The sequence below is a fragment of the Pseudomonas sp. LBUM1673 genome (assembly GCF_059695645.1).
The window spans coordinates 1,354,958-1,372,149 of sequence record NZ_CP166780.1; the positions used below are offsets into that span (position 1 = coordinate 1,354,958).

General features: G+C 60.1%; 17 protein-coding genes. 7 read left to right on the forward strand and 10 right to left on the reverse strand.

What is annotated here, in order from left to right:
- Positions 1-6 precede the first annotated feature (6 nt).
- The 5 genes from ACA044_RS06050 to ACA044_RS06070 form a co-directional block, all read right to left on the reverse strand.
- A complete protein-coding gene (locus ACA044_RS06050) occupies positions 7-717 on the reverse strand; it encodes an ABC transporter permease (protein WP_497445556.1) in 711 nt (236 codons plus the stop codon).
- A complete protein-coding gene (locus tag ACA044_RS06055; protein WP_497445557.1) occupies positions 714-1,442 on the reverse strand; it encodes an ABC transporter permease in 729 nt (242 codons plus the stop codon). The genes ACA044_RS06050 and ACA044_RS06055 overlap by 4 nt, the downstream gene beginning before the upstream one ends.
- 56 nt (positions 1,443-1,498) lie before the next feature.
- Positions 1,499-2,281, reverse strand: coding sequence for a transporter substrate-binding domain-containing protein (locus ACA044_RS06060; protein ID WP_497445558.1), 783 nt, complete (start codon positions 2,279-2,281; stop codon positions 1,499-1,501).
- Positions 2,282-2,667: 386 nt separating this feature from the next.
- On the reverse strand, positions 2,668-5,118 hold the full coding sequence (locus tag ACA044_RS06065; protein WP_497445559.1) for a penicillin acylase family protein: 2,451 nt from the start codon (positions 5,116-5,118) through the stop codon (positions 2,668-2,670).
- Between the two features lie 297 nt (positions 5,119-5,415).
- A complete protein-coding gene (locus ACA044_RS06070) occupies positions 5,416-6,060 on the reverse strand; it encodes a glutathione binding-like protein (RefSeq protein WP_497445560.1) in 645 nt (214 codons plus the stop codon).
- A gap of 142 nt (positions 6,061-6,202) precedes the next feature.
- Between ACA044_RS06070 and ACA044_RS06075 the strand changes: the two genes are divergently transcribed.
- On the forward strand, positions 6,203-6,760 hold the full coding sequence (locus tag ACA044_RS06075; protein ID WP_497445561.1) for a cysteine hydrolase family protein: 558 nt from the start codon (positions 6,203-6,205) through the stop codon (positions 6,758-6,760).
- A gap of 201 nt (positions 6,761-6,961) precedes the next feature.
- Here the strand turns inward: ACA044_RS06075 and ACA044_RS06080 are convergent, their stop codons facing one another.
- The 4 genes from ACA044_RS06080 to ACA044_RS06095 all read right to left on the reverse strand — a co-directional run bounded on the left by ACA044_RS06080 (position 6,962) and on the right by ACA044_RS06095 (position 8,731).
- On the reverse strand, positions 6,962-7,171 hold the full coding sequence (locus ACA044_RS06080; RefSeq protein ID WP_497445562.1) for an SEC-C metal-binding domain-containing protein: 210 nt from the start codon (positions 7,169-7,171) through the stop codon (positions 6,962-6,964).
- A gap of 5 nt (positions 7,172-7,176) precedes the next feature.
- Entirely contained in the window at positions 7,177-7,662 is a 486-nt protein-coding gene (locus ACA044_RS06085) for an LEA/WHy family protein (RefSeq protein ID WP_497445563.1), read from the reverse strand.
- 90 nt (positions 7,663-7,752) lie between these two features.
- Positions 7,753-8,229, reverse strand: a complete 477-nt coding sequence (locus tag ACA044_RS06090) for a YchJ family protein (RefSeq protein ID WP_497445564.1) — start codon at positions 8,227-8,229, stop codon at positions 7,753-7,755.
- 4 nt (positions 8,230-8,233) lie between these two features.
- Positions 8,234-8,731, reverse strand: a complete 498-nt coding sequence (locus ACA044_RS06095; RefSeq protein WP_497445565.1) for a DUF6231 family protein — start codon at positions 8,729-8,731, stop codon at positions 8,234-8,236.
- A 174-nt stretch (positions 8,732-8,905) separates the two neighbouring features.
- Here ACA044_RS06095 and ACA044_RS06100 point away from each other — a divergent pair, with 174 nt between their 5' ends.
- The 4 genes from ACA044_RS06100 to ACA044_RS06115 all read left to right on the forward strand — a co-directional run bounded on the left by ACA044_RS06100 (position 8,906) and on the right by ACA044_RS06115 (position 11,585).
- Positions 8,906-9,601 (forward strand): PA1041 family peptidoglycan-binding anchor lipoprotein, encoded by a 696-nt coding sequence (locus ACA044_RS06100; RefSeq protein ID WP_497445566.1) that lies wholly within the window; start codon positions 8,906-8,908, stop codon positions 9,599-9,601.
- Positions 9,602-9,692: 91 nt separating this feature from the next.
- On the forward strand, positions 9,693-10,406 hold the full coding sequence (locus ACA044_RS06105) for a PA1041 family peptidoglycan-binding anchor lipoprotein (protein WP_497445567.1): 714 nt from the start codon (positions 9,693-9,695) through the stop codon (positions 10,404-10,406).
- A 149-nt stretch (positions 10,407-10,555) separates the two neighbouring features.
- Positions 10,556-10,834, forward strand: coding sequence for a DUF1145 domain-containing protein (locus ACA044_RS06110; protein ID WP_497445568.1), 279 nt, complete (start codon positions 10,556-10,558; stop codon positions 10,832-10,834).
- Entirely contained in the window at positions 10,827-11,585 is a 759-nt protein-coding gene (locus ACA044_RS06115) for a collagen-like protein (RefSeq protein WP_497445569.1), read from the forward strand. Before ACA044_RS06110 ends, ACA044_RS06115 begins: the two co-directional genes overlap by 8 nt.
- A 164-nt stretch (positions 11,586-11,749) precedes the next feature.
- On the opposite strand, the gene ACA044_RS06120 is transcribed toward ACA044_RS06115, so the two are convergent.
- The gene (locus ACA044_RS06120; RefSeq protein WP_497445570.1) at positions 11,750-12,214 is read right to left on the reverse strand and encodes a CopD family protein; all 465 of its coding nucleotides are present in this window, start codon (positions 12,212-12,214) and stop codon (positions 11,750-11,752) included.
- Between the two features lie 99 nt (positions 12,215-12,313).
- Here ACA044_RS06120 and dinG point away from each other — a divergent pair, with 99 nt between their 5' ends.
- Positions 12,314-14,458: an ATP-dependent DNA helicase DinG gene (gene dinG, locus ACA044_RS06125; protein ID WP_497445571.1), complete on the forward strand. Its 2,145-nt coding sequence runs from the start codon at positions 12,314-12,316 to the stop codon at positions 14,456-14,458.
- A gap of 96 nt (positions 14,459-14,554) precedes the next feature.
- Positions 14,555-17,038: a beta-agarase gene (locus ACA044_RS06130; RefSeq protein WP_497445572.1), complete on the forward strand. Its 2,484-nt coding sequence runs from the start codon at positions 14,555-14,557 to the stop codon at positions 17,036-17,038.
- The last annotated feature ends 154 nt before the right edge of the window (positions 17,039-17,192 follow it).

The following is a 17,192-nucleotide window of genomic DNA, read 5'->3' on the forward strand; positions in this document are numbered from 1 at the left end:
ATTGTCCTAGTGAGTCGGCCCGAGGAAGGCCAGCCATCGGCGTTCGGCGAGACGGAACAGGCCGACCAGCGCAAAGGTAACGGTCAGGTAGATCAGCGCGGCGATGCCGAACGACTGGAACGTCAGAAAAGTCGCAGAGTTCGCATCGCGAGCCACTTTCAATACATCCGGGATGGTCGCGGTGAACGCCACGGTGGTCGAGTGCAGCATCAGGATCACTTCGTTGCTGTAATACGGCAACGAGCGACGCAGGGCTGACGGCATGATCACGTAGGCATAGAGCTTCCAGCCTGACAGACCGTATGCCTTGGCCGCTTCGACTTCACCGTGTGCCAGGCTGCGAATCGCCCCGGCGAAGATCTCCGTGGTGTAGGCGCAGGTGTTCAGGGCGAAGGCCAGGATCGTGCAATTCATCGCATCGCGAAAGAACGCATCGAGGACTGGCTGGGCACGCACAGCGGCCAGACTGTAGATACCGGTGTAGCAAATCAGCAGCTGGATATACAGCGGCGTCCCCCGGAACAGGTAGACGTAAAACTGCACCGGCCAGCGGACGTAGATCTTGGGCGAAACCCTGGCGATGGACAGCGGGATCGACACCACAAAACCGATGAAGATCGACGCGCTGAGCAGCCACATGGTCATGGCCAGGCCGGTGATGTTGTAGCCATCGGTGTAAAGGAAGGGCTTCCAGTATTCCTGCAAGAGTTCGATCATCGTACGGCCTCCCTGGAACCGGCGGCGTAGCGGCGTTCGAGCCAGCGCAGAACGACGTTGGAGACGCTGGTGATCACCAGGTAAATCAGTGCGGCCAGCACCAGGAAGTAGAACAGTTGATAGGTGCTTTTACCGGCGTCCTGCGCGGCCTTGACCAGGTCGGCGAGGCCGATGATCGAAACCAGCGCGGTGGCCTTGAGCATCACCATCCAGTTGTTGCCGATGCCCGGCAGCGCGAAGCGCATCATTTGCGGGAACACCACGATACGAAAACGCTGGCCGCGTTTGAGGCCGTAGGCGGTGGCGGCTTCGACCTGGCCTCGTGGCACGGCGAGGATCGCCCCGCGAAACGTTTCGGTGAAGTACGCGCCATAAATGAAGCCCAGGGTGATGACCCCGGCGCTGAACGGGTTGATCTCGATGTATTCCCATTCCATGAAGTCGGTAAACGAAGTCAGCCAGGTTTGCAGGCTGTAGAAGATCAGCAGCATCAGCACCAGGTCCGGCACCCCGCGAATCAGCGTGGTGTAGAGCTGGGCCGGAACCCGCAGCAGTTTGACTTTTGACAGCTTGGCACTGGCGCCCATCAGGCCGAGCAACACGGCTACCAACAGCGACAACACCGATAATTTGATGGTCATCCAGGTGCCTTCCATCAGCAACGGACCGAAGCCCTGGAGGCTGAAGGCTGAGAGCCCCAGGCTTTGTAATAGGTTTTCGAACATAAATCAGCAACCTGATCGGGTGAAAAAAGCGCCCATCGCGAGATGGGCGCCGGGCATTATTTGCCGCTGTACAGATTCAGATCGCCAAAGTGTTTCTTCTGAATGGTGGCGTAGGTGCCATCGTCGTGTAACGCTTTGATACCTTTATCCAGAAGTGCTTTCAGCTCTTTGTTACCTTTCGAGATACCGATCGCAGTTTTGGAAGGCAGCAATTCGCTGTCGACTGGCTTGCTGACTTCGTAATCGGCGCCTTTTGGCGACTTCAAGAAGCCCAGTTCGGCTTGCAGCATGTCCTGGATCGCGGCGTCGAGACGGCCGGAAGTCAGGTCGGAATACACCTGATCCTGGTTCTGATAGGCCTGGGTTTTCACGCCAGCCTTGTCCAGCACGGCCTTGGCATAGGCTTCCTGAATGGTGCCTTGCTCGTAACCGACGGTTTTACCCTTCAACGATGCGACGTCTTCGGTCAGGCCGGAACCTTTCTTGAACACGTAAGCAGTAGGACCGGAGAACAGCTCGCTGGAGAAGTCGATGACTTTTTCGCGGGCCGGGGTGACGGTCATCGAAGAGATCACACCGTCGAATTTATTGGCCTTGAGGCCCGGAATCATGCCGTCGAAATCGCTTTCGACCCATTTGCACTTGACCTTCAACTCGGCGCAGATCGCATTGCCCAGATCGATGTCGAAGCCTACCAGGCTACCGTCGGCTGCTTTGGACTCGAACGGGGCGTAGGAAGGGTCGACGCCAAAACGCAATTCTTTGTATTCCTTGGCCAGCGCGGAGCCGGCAGCCATGCACAACGCCAGTGCAGAAAGGGTCAGCAATGCTTTTTTCATTATTCAATCCCTAAGAACCAATATGAGCGCTCGTGCGCAGAAGTACTGTTACTGGAAAGCGTAAGACATATTGAAAGTAGCAATTTCTGAACCAGAGTGCCGAACAAGCGTTTAAAAGGTAGTACAAGAAGTGGCGATGCGGGATTTGTGCACGAAAACGGGCATCGCCAGATCCTTGCGTCTGGATGGTGCGCTGTGTGGCTAGGGAGGCTTGATGCCAGTCAGTGAAGCGCAATCCATGTGGGAGCGGGCTTGCTCGCGAAGGCGGTATGCCAGGCAACCTTGATGTCGACTGACACTCCCTTTTCGCGAGCAAGCCCGCTCCCACAGTTGACCGAGCCAGGCGCAAGCTTTGCGCACGACGCCGATCAACTGTGGAGGTGGGGTTACTTGCCAGGCGTCAGCGTCAACCGCGTCTTGCCATACACCTTGTCAAAGTTCTGCGGTTGCATCGGCAGGCTTATGTATTGCCCCTTGAGCCATGGATCAACGCTGTCGAGATAGTGCGGGCTGGCCGGGTTGCCGGATTGGCCGGTACCGTTCTGGCCCATCAGCGGTTCGGCTTGGCCGAAATCGACGATAAAGCGCATGGCCGGCGCCTGCGTGGTGTTGAAGTCCTGACCCCAGGCGAATGCGGCGGTGTTGAGCGTAGTGTGGTCGCCGCCGGCCTCCAGCGGACCGCGCACGGTCTGGCCACTGGCATTCTTCCATTCATAGCGGTGCAGTTTGCCCCACTGCCAGGCGTTGTGATCGCCGCCCAACTGACTGTCGCCAGCGCTGATCGCCGCTGCCAGGCTGCGAGCCAGGATCGCCGGCTTATCTTCTTTTTGCGGTGTGCGAGCGTCATCCCAGAAGGGACTGTCCTCACGCCCCAGCAGGTGATCGGCCTGGGCTGCGTAGGACAACTTGCCGTTGGCGATAAAGGCTTTCCACGCCGGGCTGCTTTCCGGGCCCAGTTCGTCGAGGAAAATCTGTTTAGTGGTTTCCTGCAGGAACAGCTCGTAAATCGCCGCGTCGGCTGAGGTCGGGCTCAGTTTGCCGTCGAAGGCCATCAAGCGGGTGTACGCCTCGCGAGCCTTGCCGCGATCGGCAACCGGCAACGCTTCGATAGCCTGTTTGAGTGGCTGGGCCATGCCCGGTGCTTCAAACATTTTTTTCAGTTTGGCGGCGAAGGTGGTGGTCTGGTCGTATTGCATGGCGATCAGGCTGCGTGTGTCGTGTTTGCCCACGCCCGCCAGTTCGGCCATGCGTTCGCCGCGCTCCGGCGCCGACCAGGAATTGGACAATTGCATGCCGTAACCATGGGGAATGACCCGTTGGTTGGCGGTGCCGAGCCAGCCCTGAGCCGGGTCCTGGTCATACGGATGGAGCATCGGGTCGGCGTAACCGTCCCAGTCGTAACGACCTTCCCAGCCCGGCGACGGCAGTAGACCTTCGCCTTCGCGACGGTTCGGGTAGCGACCGGTGACTTGCCAGCCGATATTGCTGGCATCGGCAAACACCAGGTTCAGGGCGATGGCGCGTATTTCACGGCTGGCGTCCGACGCTTTCTCGGCGCTCTGCGCTCGGGACAGATCGAAAAAGGCGTCCAGGGTTTTGTCGTCGGTGAAGGTCGGCGTTTGCAAGGCCACGCCGAAACCATTCGCCAGCGCGGTGCCTTGGGCGCTGTTGAGCAATGGCCCGTGGCGGGTTTCATACACCGCTTCGCGAATCGGCCGTTGGCCTTTGACGAAGTAGGTTTCGTTACGCACGATCGCCGGCTGCCATTTGCCACCCACTTCGTAGGAAAGGCCATTGCCCTGACGTTTGATTTTTTCCAGGAACACGTCCTGGTTATCGCCCATGACCGTGGTCATGCTCCACGCCACTTTGCCGTTGAAACCGCCGAGCACCATCGGTAACCCGGCAATGGTCACGCCGGAGGCCTGGTATTTCGGCGCGCGAATCTGCACGTAACTGAACAGCGACGGTACGCCCAGCGGCCCATGATTGTCGCTGGCCAGCAGGCTTTTGCCGCTGCGGCTGCGTTGCGGGGCAATCGCCCAGTTGTTCGAAGACGTGGCGCCCGGCAGGTGCAGGTCGGACAGTTGGCCCGTGGCTTTGCTGATTTCGCTCAGCCCCGGGATTTGCCCGTTGAGTTTGATGCCCTGAAGTTTTTCGGCTTCAGCCACCGGCAGTTTTTCATCGGGGGCGGAGGGCGTCAGCCACGCCAGTTTGTCGGTGCTGATCGTTTGGGCCAGCATCAGCGAGGCAATCTCTTCTGGCAGGTTTGCCGACTGACTGAAGTTCAGCAGGCAGAAAATCAGCGCCGAATCTTCCGGTTTCCAGTATTCAGGCTTGTAGCCGGTGGCCGCGAGGTCCGCAGGCAGTTTGTCGCGGTAGCGGAACAGGTAGGCGTTGACCCCACGGGCATAGACTTCGAAGAAACGCTTGAGGCGCGGCGAAGAGGCTTTGTACAGCTCACCCGCGCTTTTATTCAGATTGACCGCACGCATATAGCGGTCGGCGTCGAGCAGGTCAGCGCCGGACATTTCCGCCAGACGGCCCTGGGCCAGCAATCGCAGGGTGACCATTTGGGTGATGCGGTCGCTGGCGTGCACGTAGCCGAGGGTGAACAGCGCATCGTGGAAACTGTTGCTCTCGATCAGCGGCATGCCCATGGCATTGCGTCGAATCGAAACGTTCTGCGCCAGGCCCTTGAGCGGCTGCACGCCGGAGGTCGGCGGGAGGGTGTCCTGGGTGTTCCAGGTCTGACAACCTGTCAGGCTCAAAACACTGGCCACTGCTGCGGCAACGCCGAACCGGGGAAGAAAATGTGTGAGGGCTGGCGAGGCCATGGCAAAGCTCCTGCGGGGGTAGCGTCATTAAAGGCGCTACGTTAGTGAGCAGGAGGTGGCCGCGCAAGCGGGGGACAGGTCTTATTTCAGGATTTGTCTGATAAACCCAAGACTGGCGGGCGATGCACTCTCTGTGGCGAGGGGGCTTGCCCCCGTTGGACCGCGAAGCGGTCCCAAAACCCGCAACGGCGATTTTCAGGGAGAACAGCGGTGACGGTTTCACGACTGCTGCGCAGCCGAACGGGGGCAAGCCCCCTCGCCACAACAAGCCTCCTGGCCAAAGGGTTAGTGTTTGTCTCAGGATTTCGGCGGGTTGACCTTGGCCACCAGCGCATAGGCCTTCACCGTCGCCGGGCGGTTCTGGATGTGGTTGAACCAGCGCAGCACGTTAGGGAAGTCTTCCAGGTTCTGGCTCTGCCACTTGTGAGAAACGATCCAGGGGTAGATCGCCATGTCGGCAATGCTGTATTCGTTGCCGGCGACAAAGTCATGGTTCGCCAGTTGCTTGTCGAGCACCCCATAGAGGCGGGTGGTTTCGTCGATGTAACGCTTGATGGCGTAAGGGATTTTCTCCGGCGCGAATTGGCTGAAATGATGATTCTGCCCGGCCATCGGTCCCAGGCCGCCCATTTGCCAGAACAGCCATTGCAGTGCTTGCTGGCGCCCGCGCAGATCCTTGGGCAAAAACTTGCCGGTTTTCTCCGCCAGGTACAGAAGAATCGCCCCCGACTCGAACAGCGACAGTGGAGCGCCGCCATCGGCTGGCTCATGATCGACGATGGCCGGGATTTTGTTGTTCGGGGCTACTTTCAGGAATTCGGGTTTGAACTGGTCATTCTGGCTGATGTTGATCGGGTAAATGTTATACGGCAGGCCGGCTTCTTCCAGGAATATCGAAATCTTGTGGCCGTTGGGGGTGGTCCAGTAATACAGGTCGATCATGAAGTACTCCAAATCAAGAGACATCGTCAGGTACGGACAGCGACCGCCGGCATTAGGTCGGTTTGCGTTTGATGGCTTGCCAGTAGCAAGAGGTGATGCTGAAGTGCGGGGAATTCAATGACCTTGCATGAGAAAAGTCGGCATGGAGCTCAAGACAAACGCGGCGCTGATCATCATCGATCAACAAAAAGGCATTCTGCATCCCAAGCTGGGTCGTCGAAACAATCCACAGGCTGAAGAGCGCATGCTGGAATTGCTGGGGCATTGGCGTCAAACCGGGCGGCCGGTGGTTCATGTGCAGCACCTGTCCCGCTCAGCGGATTCGGTGTTCTGGCCGCAGCAATCGGGTGTCGAGTTTCAGGAGCGCTTTGAACCCTTGACCGGCGAGCGCGTGATTCAGAAGCAAGTGCCGGATGCGTTCTGTTCGACGGGGCTGGAGGCGCGTTTGCGCGAGGCGGGGATCGATCAATTGATCATCGTTGGCGTGGCGACCCACAACTCGGTGGAGTCCACGGCGCGAACGGCCGGGAATCTGGGGTTTGAGACCTGGGTTGCGCAGGATGCGTGCTTTACCTTCGACAAGGCGGATTTTTTTGGCAACGACCACTCAGCCGAGGAGGTGCATGCGATGTCGCTGGGGAATTTGCAGGGTGAGTACGCCACTGTCATCAGTACCGCGAAAATTCTGCAGGACGACTGAAAAACCTGTGGGAGCGGGCTTGCCCGGGATGGGGGTCTGACTGAAACAGTTGTATTGAATGTGCCGCCGTCTTCGCGAGCAAGCCCGCTCCCACATGGAGTCTGTGGTTACACACAAGGTGTGGCTGGCGCAGTTCCCATGTGGGAGCGGGCTTGCTCGCGAAGACGATTCAACAGGCGAAAAAGATATTCGCTCGAAGCATCAAGCGCCGTGGCACTTCTTGAATTTTTTGCCATTGCCGCATGGGCAAGGATCATTGCGGCCGACATCTTTCAGGGCGTTGCGCACCGGTTCCTGGTGGGCGTGGCCGCAGTTCGGACCGTGGACATGGTCATGGTCGTGATCATGGTGGTCGTGATGGTCATGATCGTGGTTGCAGTCAGGGCCATGGACATGAGGTTGCTGGGTCATCGGGGTCACTCCGGAATTAAATCGGCGGCGATTATCACGCCATTGCGCGCCAGGTGCACGTAGTGCGCGATGAATAAACCGGTTTCCAGTTCACCTTCCAGACGATAGGGAACGGGTTGGTCGGGTTTTTTCAGCAGTTTCACCAGGTCCCGGACCTTGGGCCACAGGTTGGTGCGGATCGGTACCTTGAAGTAGGCACTGCGTTTGGGGCTGACGGTGAACCAGTGTTCGTGCTCGCCTTCGGTCAGCAGTATGTCCCCCAGGTGAATGCGATACTCCAGGGCGCGCACCGTCAGGTCTTGGTCATTGGGATTGTCGACGCGAAAATGCAGCAGGAATTTCTGCTCCAGCAGATTGGCCCGAACCACCTCGACCTTGACCAGATGCACCTGCGGATCCGGCAGGTCGTCGCTGAACCACGACGCACAGCCGCCGAGCCCCAAAAACAGGAGCAGGGTGAACAGCTGTAATGCGCGCCGCTGGGTGTTCATGGTCGTGTTTCTCCCTTGTAGCAGCTGTCGAGCCTGCGAGGCTGCTGCTACAGCCGAACGCAGCTTTCGACAGCTGCTACAGGGATCACCTCAAGCGCTGAAATAACTCGCGCAGCACTTCTTGAACTTCTGCCCACTGGCGCACGGGCACGCATCGTTGCGTCCGGCCTTGAGTGGCGCGGTGGGGTCGATGAAGTACCAGTGGCCGGCGTTCTGCACGAATGACGAACGTTCGCGGTGGCTGTGCTCGCCAGCGCTGTCGTGCCAGCGAGCGGTGAAGGTGACGAAGGCGTGCTCCGGCTGACCGCCGAAGACCTCGGCGCTTTCCACCTCCAGGCCCAGCCAGGTACTTTGGGCGCTCCAGTCGCTAATCGACTGGCGGTCCAGGGCGGCCTGTTGCGCGGGCAGGGTGGTCGCTACCAGATAGTCGATCAGCCCCAGTACATAGGCGCTGTAGCGCGAACGCATCAAGACTTCGGCGCTGGGGGCCGGATGGCCGGCATGGTAATGGCCGCAGCAGGCATCGAGCAGTGTGCCGCTGCCGCAAGGGCAAATAGATGTACTCATTGCGTTACCACCAATATTTCCCGAAGTTTTCCGGATTGGCCCAGAAGCGTGAGTTGAGCCAGTCGGGCACCTGTTTATAGTCAAGCAGATCGTAGGTAAACAGGGTCAGTACTTGATCGTCACGCTGGAAGCGTTCGCTGGCTTGCAGCGCCAGGGAGAAAAAATCCGTCTCCTGCCAGCCACTGGCCGGTAAGTCGGCCAGCACCGCAATGCGACTGGCATTGAGGTTGCGTATACCACCGAGCAGATTCAGGCCGTCGCGCTTGGGCAAGTGTTCGAGGCAATCGACCACCAGCGCCAGATCGAACCGCTGCGCCGCCAGTTCGGCCGGCAGTGGCCCGGGCGCAGCAAAGGCGACGCTGCTGTCCGGGTGCGCGAGTTTGAACGCCTCGAGGGCGGGGAATTCACTGGCGCCAATCAGCAACAGACGCGCCGGGGCGTAACGATCAAGCAAAGCGGCCAACGCCTGCTGGGGCGTTCGCGAAGAAATACTTGCAATCATCGAAGATCCTCAATCAGAGCGCCAAGATTAGCTCGTAGCGTGGGTTTAACCAAAAAGCGTCGATCTTCCATGAACAGGGGGCAAAACAGCAATGGCCTATTGCTGGCGGAGATTAAAACTCGGGTCTTTACTCCCTAGAATCGGTTTTGAGCCGATCCCTCAGGAGAAAACTAGATGAGCATAGTTCGGACAGCATTACCCTTGGTTCTGCTAACCAGTGTGTTGACTGGTTGCGCAGGTTTGCAGAAAACCGACTGGCCGACCTGTGCGGCGGTAGGCGGTGTCGTCGGTGCGGGGCTCGGCGCGACCGAAAGCTCGGCCTGGGCCGGTGGGGGCGCATTGGTCGTCGGCGGCCTGGCTGCAGCTTACTGCTGGGTCCATGGTGATGGCGACGAAGACGGCGATGGCGTGCCGGACAGCCGCGACAAGTGCCCGGGCACGCCTAGGGGCGTGCAAGTCGATGCCAACGGCTGCCCTCCACCCGTGCCTGCGTCGGTGGTCGAAGAGGTGGCGGTGGTCAAGGAAGAAGTCATCGTTATCCGTGATGTTCACTTCCAGTTCGACTCGGCCAAACTCACCCCTTCCGATAAAGACGTACTCAACACCATCGCCACGCGCCTGAAACAGGAATCCTCCAGCGCCCAATTGACCGTGACCGGTCATACCGACAGCGTAGGCAGCGATGCCTACAACCAGAAACTGTCGGATAGACGCGCCCATTCGGTGGTGGAATACCTGATTTCCCAAGGCGTCCCACGCAGCCGTTTCGTGTCTGTGACCGGTGCCGGTGAAAGCCAGCCGGTGGCGGATAACAAAACTGCTGATGGTCGCGCGTTGAACCGTCGCACGGAAATCAAAATCAACCGCTAGGCCCCAGACGCTTCGCGGCTTGTGCAGTCGCGGATGCGGGTCTTTACTCCTGTGTGACCGGTATGGGCCGGTGACACAGGAGCATTTCACAATGAGCGTTCTCACAAGGACCGTCTTGCCGGTTCTGCTGTTTGGCAGCCTGTTGACCGGTTGCGCGACTCACAGCGATGGCACTGCCCCCCTCAATCAACGTACCTGGCCAATCTGCAGCGTCATTGGCGCACTGGTCGGCGGCGGCTTGGGCGCAATCGAAAGCGGTGGCTGGGCGGCGGGTGGCGCGGCGCTCGGTATCTTGACCGGCGGCTTGATCTGTTATGCCCAGGATGGCGATGAAGACGATGATGGTGTCTTCGATCGACGTGATCGCTGCCCCGATACACCTGCCGACACCCCGGTCGAACATCACGGTTGCCCGCTGCCGCAATACCCGGCTAGCGTGAAACCTGCCGAACCACCGGCATCCGAAGTCATCACCCTGAACGATAACGTGCTGTTCGCTTACAACCAATCCGACCTGATGCCTGAAGCGCGCAGTGAGCTGGATTCGCTGATGGCCAAATTGCAGAACGCCGATGTGGTGAGCGTCAAAGTCGTTGGCCATACCGACAGCCAGGGTGCGGACGCCTATAACCAGAAACTGTCAGAGCGTCGTGCCAGCAGCGTCGCAGCCTACCTGTTGAGACAGGGGTTGGCGCCGGACAAACTCACCAGCGAAGGCCGGGGCGAAAGCCAGCCGGTGGCCGAGAACGACACGGAAGAAGGACGGGCGCAAAACCGTCGCGTGGAGTTGTATATCAATCGCTAACCCCTGTGATAGAGCCGTCGGACAACGATCAAGGTTGATCCGGCGGCCAAGCGGCGGACCTTGCGGAAGAATTTTTTATTGCCCTCTGGCTTATCCCGCGTGTAAGCCGTTACTGTGCGTGCAAAGAATAATTCTCAACGGGGGAGCGTATGAAGGTGTTTTGGGGGCTGGGGAAGTTATTGACCCTGCTGTTCTGGCTGGTGGTGCTGGTCAATCTGCTCATACCGTTTATTCATCCGTTGCACCTGCTGGTCAATCTGGCCGGCAGCCTGTTGGCAGGGCTCCATCTTCTGGAGCTGGTGTTCTGCAACCGCAGCCTCAAAGGTCGAGCCCACCCTTGGCGTGATCGCCTGAAGATTGTCTTTTTCGGCGTATTCCACCTGCAAACCATTCCGGCCCCGGCCACTGTGAAGGCTTCCCATGCGTAAACTCTGTCTGCTCGCCGCACTTATCAGCCCATTGGCCTGCGCCCAGGTAGTGAGCGTCGAAACCAACTCACTGATGCGCTTGCCCAACACCGCAAGTTCCTTGCAACTGGAACGGCTGGAAGTCGCCGATTACGGCACCTTGCTGATTCCCTCGAACGTGACCGAAGTGACCGTCGGTGAGTTGCACCTGGGACGCGACGCGCGGATCGCCATTGTGCCAAGCGAACAGGCTCTGGCGTTGACGGTCAGCCGTGCCGAGTTGGCCGAAGGCAGCCAGATCACCACGCGCGGCGCGCCGGGGACTTATCAGAAGGCCGCGCGCTCCGGGCGTAATCTGAACTTGCAGATCAAAGCCTTGAAAGCACCGCAACTGTCGGTAGACGCACGCGGTGGCGCGGGTGCGCCGGGTTTTGTCGGCCTCGATGGCGGCAACGGCGAGGCACCGGGTTGCACCTGGGGTCAAGGCGGCGATGGCGGCGACGGCGGTGATGGCAGCGACGGTCAGCCGGGGGCCCCGGGTGCGCTGGTTCGGTTGGAAGTGCCGCGTGATTTCCCGGCAGAGCAAATCAAGGTCGAAGTGGCGGGCGGTGCCGGTGGCGTGGCAGGTACTGGTGGCAAACCGGGAGCGGGCGGCAAGGCCAAGGGCTGCATCGTGTATAAGGCCGATGGCGGCAAGAGCGGTCGTCCTGGCGCTGACGGCCAGCCGGGGCCTGTGGGTGCGGCGGGGGCGGTGACGATTCAGCGGTTGTAAACCCTCCTGTGGCGAGGGGGCTTGCCCCCGTTGGGTCGCGAAGCGGCCCCGAAACCAGCGACCCCATTCTTTCAGAATGACCGCGGTGACTGGTTTACGACTGCTTCGCAGCCGAACGGGGGCAAGCCCCCTCGCCACAAAAGCTCCCCAGAACCATATATTCCTCAAAACATCGGCCGAGCCGCAGCAATCGCCACCAGCACCAACCCGACCATCAGGTTAATCCCCACCAACCGGCGAATCTTGCCCAGCGTCGCCGCACCCGTCGGCCAATCCTGAGCCGCCACCGCCGTGCGCAATTGCGGCAACATCAACGCCTGAATCCGGATAAACAGCGCCGTCATCACCACGTACAAGCCCATCATCACCTGCACATAACGCGGCGCCGCTTCAAATCCGGTGAACTGCAAATGAATCATGCCCACACCGCTGATCGGCAAAAGCACCACCGCGACCCAGACCCAGCGAAAAAAACCTTGAAACACTTCCACCCACAGCTTCAATCGTGCAGGGCCTTCCAGCGCCTTCATCGCCGCGGGACGCAGGACCATCCAGGCGAAAAACATGCCGCCGACCCACACCAGGGCGGCCAGGACATGCAGGGTATAAACGATGCCAAAAGGTGTCATTGAGGTACTCCGTTCTGCGCGGGATTAATTAGCGCGGTATGATAGCCGCCGATCCGAACCACTGAAAATTTATCCAGCGTTTTTTGCGCCCGACAATCCATGATCAGCACCGAACTCAAAACCACGATCCAGGGCGCCTACTCGCGTTTTCTCGAAGCCAAGAGCCTCAAGCCGCGCTACGGCCAACGCCTGATGATCGCCGAAATTGCCAAAGTCCTTGGTGCCATCGACACCGACGACGAAGGCCGGCGCAGTGGCGACCCCGCGATTGTCGCGGTGGAAGCCGGCACCGGTACCGGCAAAACCGTGGCCTATAGCCTGGCGGCCATTCCCACCGCAAAGGCTGCCGGCAAGCGTCTGGTGATTGCCACGGCCACCGTGGCCCTGCAAGAGCAGATCGTCTACAAGGATTTGCCCGACCTGATGCGCAACAGCGGGTTGAATTTCAGCTTTGCCCTGGCCAAGGGGCGGGGGCGCTACATGTGCCTGTCCAAGCTCGACATGTTGCTTCAGGAAGGTCACGCGCAAACCGCCACCGCGCAGCTGTTCGAGGAAGAAGGCTTCAAGATCGAGGTCGATGAAGCCAGTCAGAAGCTATTTACCAGCATGATCGAGAAGCTCGCCGGCAATAAGTGGGACGGCGACCGCGACAGTTGGTCGACGGCGCTGGAAGACGCCGACTGGGCACGCCTGACCACCGATCACAGCCAGTGCACCAACCGCCATTGCCCGAACTTTGGCCAGTGCGCCTTCTACAAGGCCCGCGAAGGTATGGGCAAGGTCGACGTGATCGTCACCAACCACGACATGGTCCTGGCCGACCTGGCCCTGGGCGGCGGCGCGGTATTGCCGGACCCGCGCGACACGATCTACGTGTTCGACGAAGGCCATCACCTGCCGGACAAAGCCATCGGCCACTTTGCCCATTACACACGCCTGCGTTCCACCGCCGACTGGCTGGAAACCACCGCTAAAAACCTCACCAAATTGCTGGCCCAGCACCCGTTGCCGGGCGATCTGGGCAAGTTGATCGAGCAGGTGCCGGAACTGGCGCGGGAGATCAAGACCCAGCAGCAGTTCATGTTCAGCGCCTGCGAGCAGGTCGCCGACTTCAAACCCGGCGAAGACGTCGAAGGTCGTGAGCGGCCGCGTCACCGTTTCGTCGGCGGGGTGATTCCCGAACACATGCGCGAAATGGGCATCGAGCTGAAGAAGGGCTTTGCCCGGCTGACCGACCTGTTCACCCGGCTCACCGAACTGCTCAAGGAGGGCATGGACGGCGAGGTCAACATCGGCATCGCCAGCAACCAGGCCGAAGAGTGGTATCCGCTGTTCGGCAGCCTGTTGTCGCGTTCTTCGGGCAACTGGGAGTTGTGGACCGCCTTCACCGTCGAAGACCCGGAAGACAACCCGCCCATGGCTCGCTGGCTGACCCTGGCCGAAAGCGGTTCGCTGTTCGACATCGAGGTCAATGCCAGCCCGATCCTCGCGGCGGACATGCTCCGGCGCAATCTGTGGAACGTGGCTTACGGGGCGCTGGTGACATCGGCAACCCTGACCGCCCTCGGCACTTTCGACCGTTTCCGCATGCGTGCCGGTCTGCCTAAAACAGCCGTGACCGCTGTGGTTCCGAGCCCGTTCCATCATGCCGATGCCGGCGTGCTGCGGGTGCCGGACCTGAAAGCCGATCCGCGTGACGCGCCGGCTCACACCGCGGCGATCATTCGCGACTTGCCGGAACTGGTCGAGGGCTCCCGTGGCACCCTGGTGCTGTTCTCATCTCGTAAACAGATGCAGGACGTGTTCGACGGTCTGGATCGCGACTGGCGCAAGCAAGTGTTCATTCAAGGCAACCTGTCGAAGCAGGAAACCCTGAACAAGCACAAGGCGCGGGTCGATGGCGGGGATTCCAGCGTGTTGTTCGGCCTGGCGAGTTTCGCCGAAGGCGTGGACTTGCCCGGTGCCTACTGCGAGCACGTGGTGATCGCCAAGATTCCGTTCTCGGTGCCTGACGATCCGGTCGAAGCCGCGCTGGCCGAGTGGATCGAGGCCCGAGGTGGCAATCCGTTCATGGAAATCTCCGTGCCGGATGCCTCGCTGAAACTGGTCCAGGCCTGCGGTCGTCTGCTGCGGACCGAAGAAGACCGCGGCACCATCACCTTGCTCGACCGCCGTCTGGTCACGCAGCGCTACGGCAAAGCTATTCTCAATGCATTGCCGCCATTCCGTCGTGAAATTTCCTGATGCACCGGTGGGCAAATAGGCCCACCGCGTTGTCTACCTCACTGCCACCGCTTTTCCACTGGCCCATTGATGATCGCTTGGGAGAACCACGTTCCTATGATTCGCCGTTCGTTGCCTGCTGTTTTTGCCTTGATGTTCGCAGCCCCTTTGCTGGCGGCCCCTGTCGGCCAGCAAACGTTGTTCAACTTTGTGCGTCCCGCCGACGTGGTCCAGGTGGCGACCCAGGACGCCAGCCTGCCGCAATCCAACGCGGAGCAAACGGCCGAAGGTGAAGTGCTGCGCCGCGTGACCTTCAACCCGGTCGCCCAGCCGACCTTGCGCCTGACGCCGCAGACCGGTGCCTGGGACTGGTCGCAGTCGGGCGTCATGAGCCTGCGGATCCAGAGCGCGATGAACTGGGCCGTGACCCTGTACGTGAAAATCCAGAGCAATGACGGCAAAACCCTGGTCAGCCGTGTCGATCTGCCGGCCGGCCCTGCGCAAACCCTGCTGGTACCATTGCAGCCGAGTACACCTTTGAGTCAGGGCATGAAAGCCGGCCCGCCGATGCCGATCAACTTCGAAGGCCAGCGTGTATTGCTGGCCAGCAGCGCCGGTGAGCTGGACCGCAGCCAAGTGGTGTCGGTGACCTTGTCGATGGATCAGCCGAAAGTCGCCCAAAGCATTCTGCTCGAGCGCTTCGGCGTGCAGGATGGCGAGGCCGTCACCCAAGCCGCTTATGGCGGTCTGGTGGACGCTTACGGTCAATCGACCCGGGCCAAATGGCCGGAGAAGGTCAGCAGCGACGAGCAACTGAAATCCGCCGCGACCAAAGAACAGCAACAACTGAAAACCTGGCTGGCCGAGCGCGAGAAAGCGTCCCTGGACAAGTTCGGCGGCTGGACCAAAGGCCCGACGTTCAAGGCCAGCGGTTTTTTCCACACCGAAAAGCGTGACGGTCGCTGGTACCTGGTGACCCCGGAAGGGCATCCGTTCTATTCCCTCGGCGTCAACACCGTGACCCCGAACGTTAACCAGACTTATGTTGCCGGGCGCGAGTGGATGTTCGAATCCCTGCCCAAACCCGACGAACCCCTGGCCAGCCACTATGGCGAAGGCGACAACCGTGGCGGCAACGGCGCCGATCAGGGCCGAGGCTACAACGCCGGTCGCTGGTATGACTTCTATGGCGCCAACCTGCAGCGTCTGTATGGCGAGCCTTGCGCACCGGGCCGCGACACCAAGGCCGGTGTTGCCGAAGCAGCCAAGGCCGACGCGGTTGAGGCGACGGCTGATAAAACCGCCGAGCAATCCAACGCTCCTGCGGCTACCGAATCCACCGCTGGTGTTGCCGAAGCGGCCAAGACCGGCGCGATTGAAGCATCGGTCGAAAAAGTGGCCGCCGAACCCTGCAAAGTGGTTTTCGATGAAAAACGCTGGGCCAGTCACACTCTCGATCGTCTGCAAGCGTGGGGTTTCAACACCCTCGGCAACTGGAGCGCGCCGGTGTTGGGCAACGCTGACCGTGTGCCGTACACCTTGGCGCTGTCGATCGTCGGCGATTACGCCAGCATCAGCACCGGCACCGATTGGTGGGGCGGCATGCCCGACCCGTTCGATCCACGTTTCGCCATGGCCACCGAACGCGCCGTGGCCATCGCCGCCCGGGATCATCGCGACGATCCGTGGCTGATCGGTTACTTCGCCGACAATGAACTGGCCTGGGCCGGTCCCGGCGATGACCCGAAGGCTCATTATGCCTTGGCCTACGGCACCTTGAAGATGACCACCGACGTGCCGGCCAAACGCGCCTTCCTCAAACAGCTGCGCGACAAGTACCGCAACCAGGCGGGTCTGTCGAAAGCCTGGGGCATTGATCTGCCGGCCTGGGAATTGATGGAAGACCCGGGCTTCGTGCCGCCGCAGCCGAGCGCCGAATACCCGGAAATCGAAGCTGACTTCAAATACTTCCAGAAAGTCTTCGCCGACATGTACTTCAAAACTGTCTCCGACTCGCTCAAATGGCACGCGCCAAACCAGTTGTTGCTGGGTGGCCGCTTTGCCATCAGCACCCCCGAAGCGGTCGAGTCCTGCGCGCAATACTGCGACGTGTTGAGTTTCAATATGTACACCTTGCAACCGCAGGATGGTTACGACTTCGCCAGACTGCGCAGCCTGGACAAGCCGGTACTGATCACCGAATTCAATTTCGGATCAAAGGATCGCGGCCCGTTCTGGGGCGGCGTGACACAACTGGCGAAAGAAGAAGACCGCGGCCCGGCCTACGCCAACTTCCTCAAACAGGCGATGAGCGAACCGTCGATTGTCGGGGTGCACTGGTTCCAGTACCTCGATCAACCGGTGACGGGTCGCCTGCTGGATGGCGAGAACGGCCACTTCGGGCTGGTAGGCGTTACTGACCTGCCGTTTCAGGGATTTGTCGACACTGTTCGCAAAAGCAACTTGCTGACCGTCGATCAGCTCGGTAAAGAGGCTGAGAAGGCCAAAGTCGAGGCGGAAAAAGCCACCGAGAACCATGAGGGCGAGGGCGGCAAGCAAGGCGCTGGTCATGCGGGTGGGCATTCGGGCAATGGTCATTAATAGCTGAGACCGCGTTATCGTTCTTCGCGGGCAAGCCTCGCTCCTACAGGGATTGCGCAATCCCTGTAGGAGCGAGGCTTGCCCGCGAAGGCGTCGGTACATTCACTATATATTCTCGATCATTTCCATGGCCGGGCGACCGCCCGGCCCGACC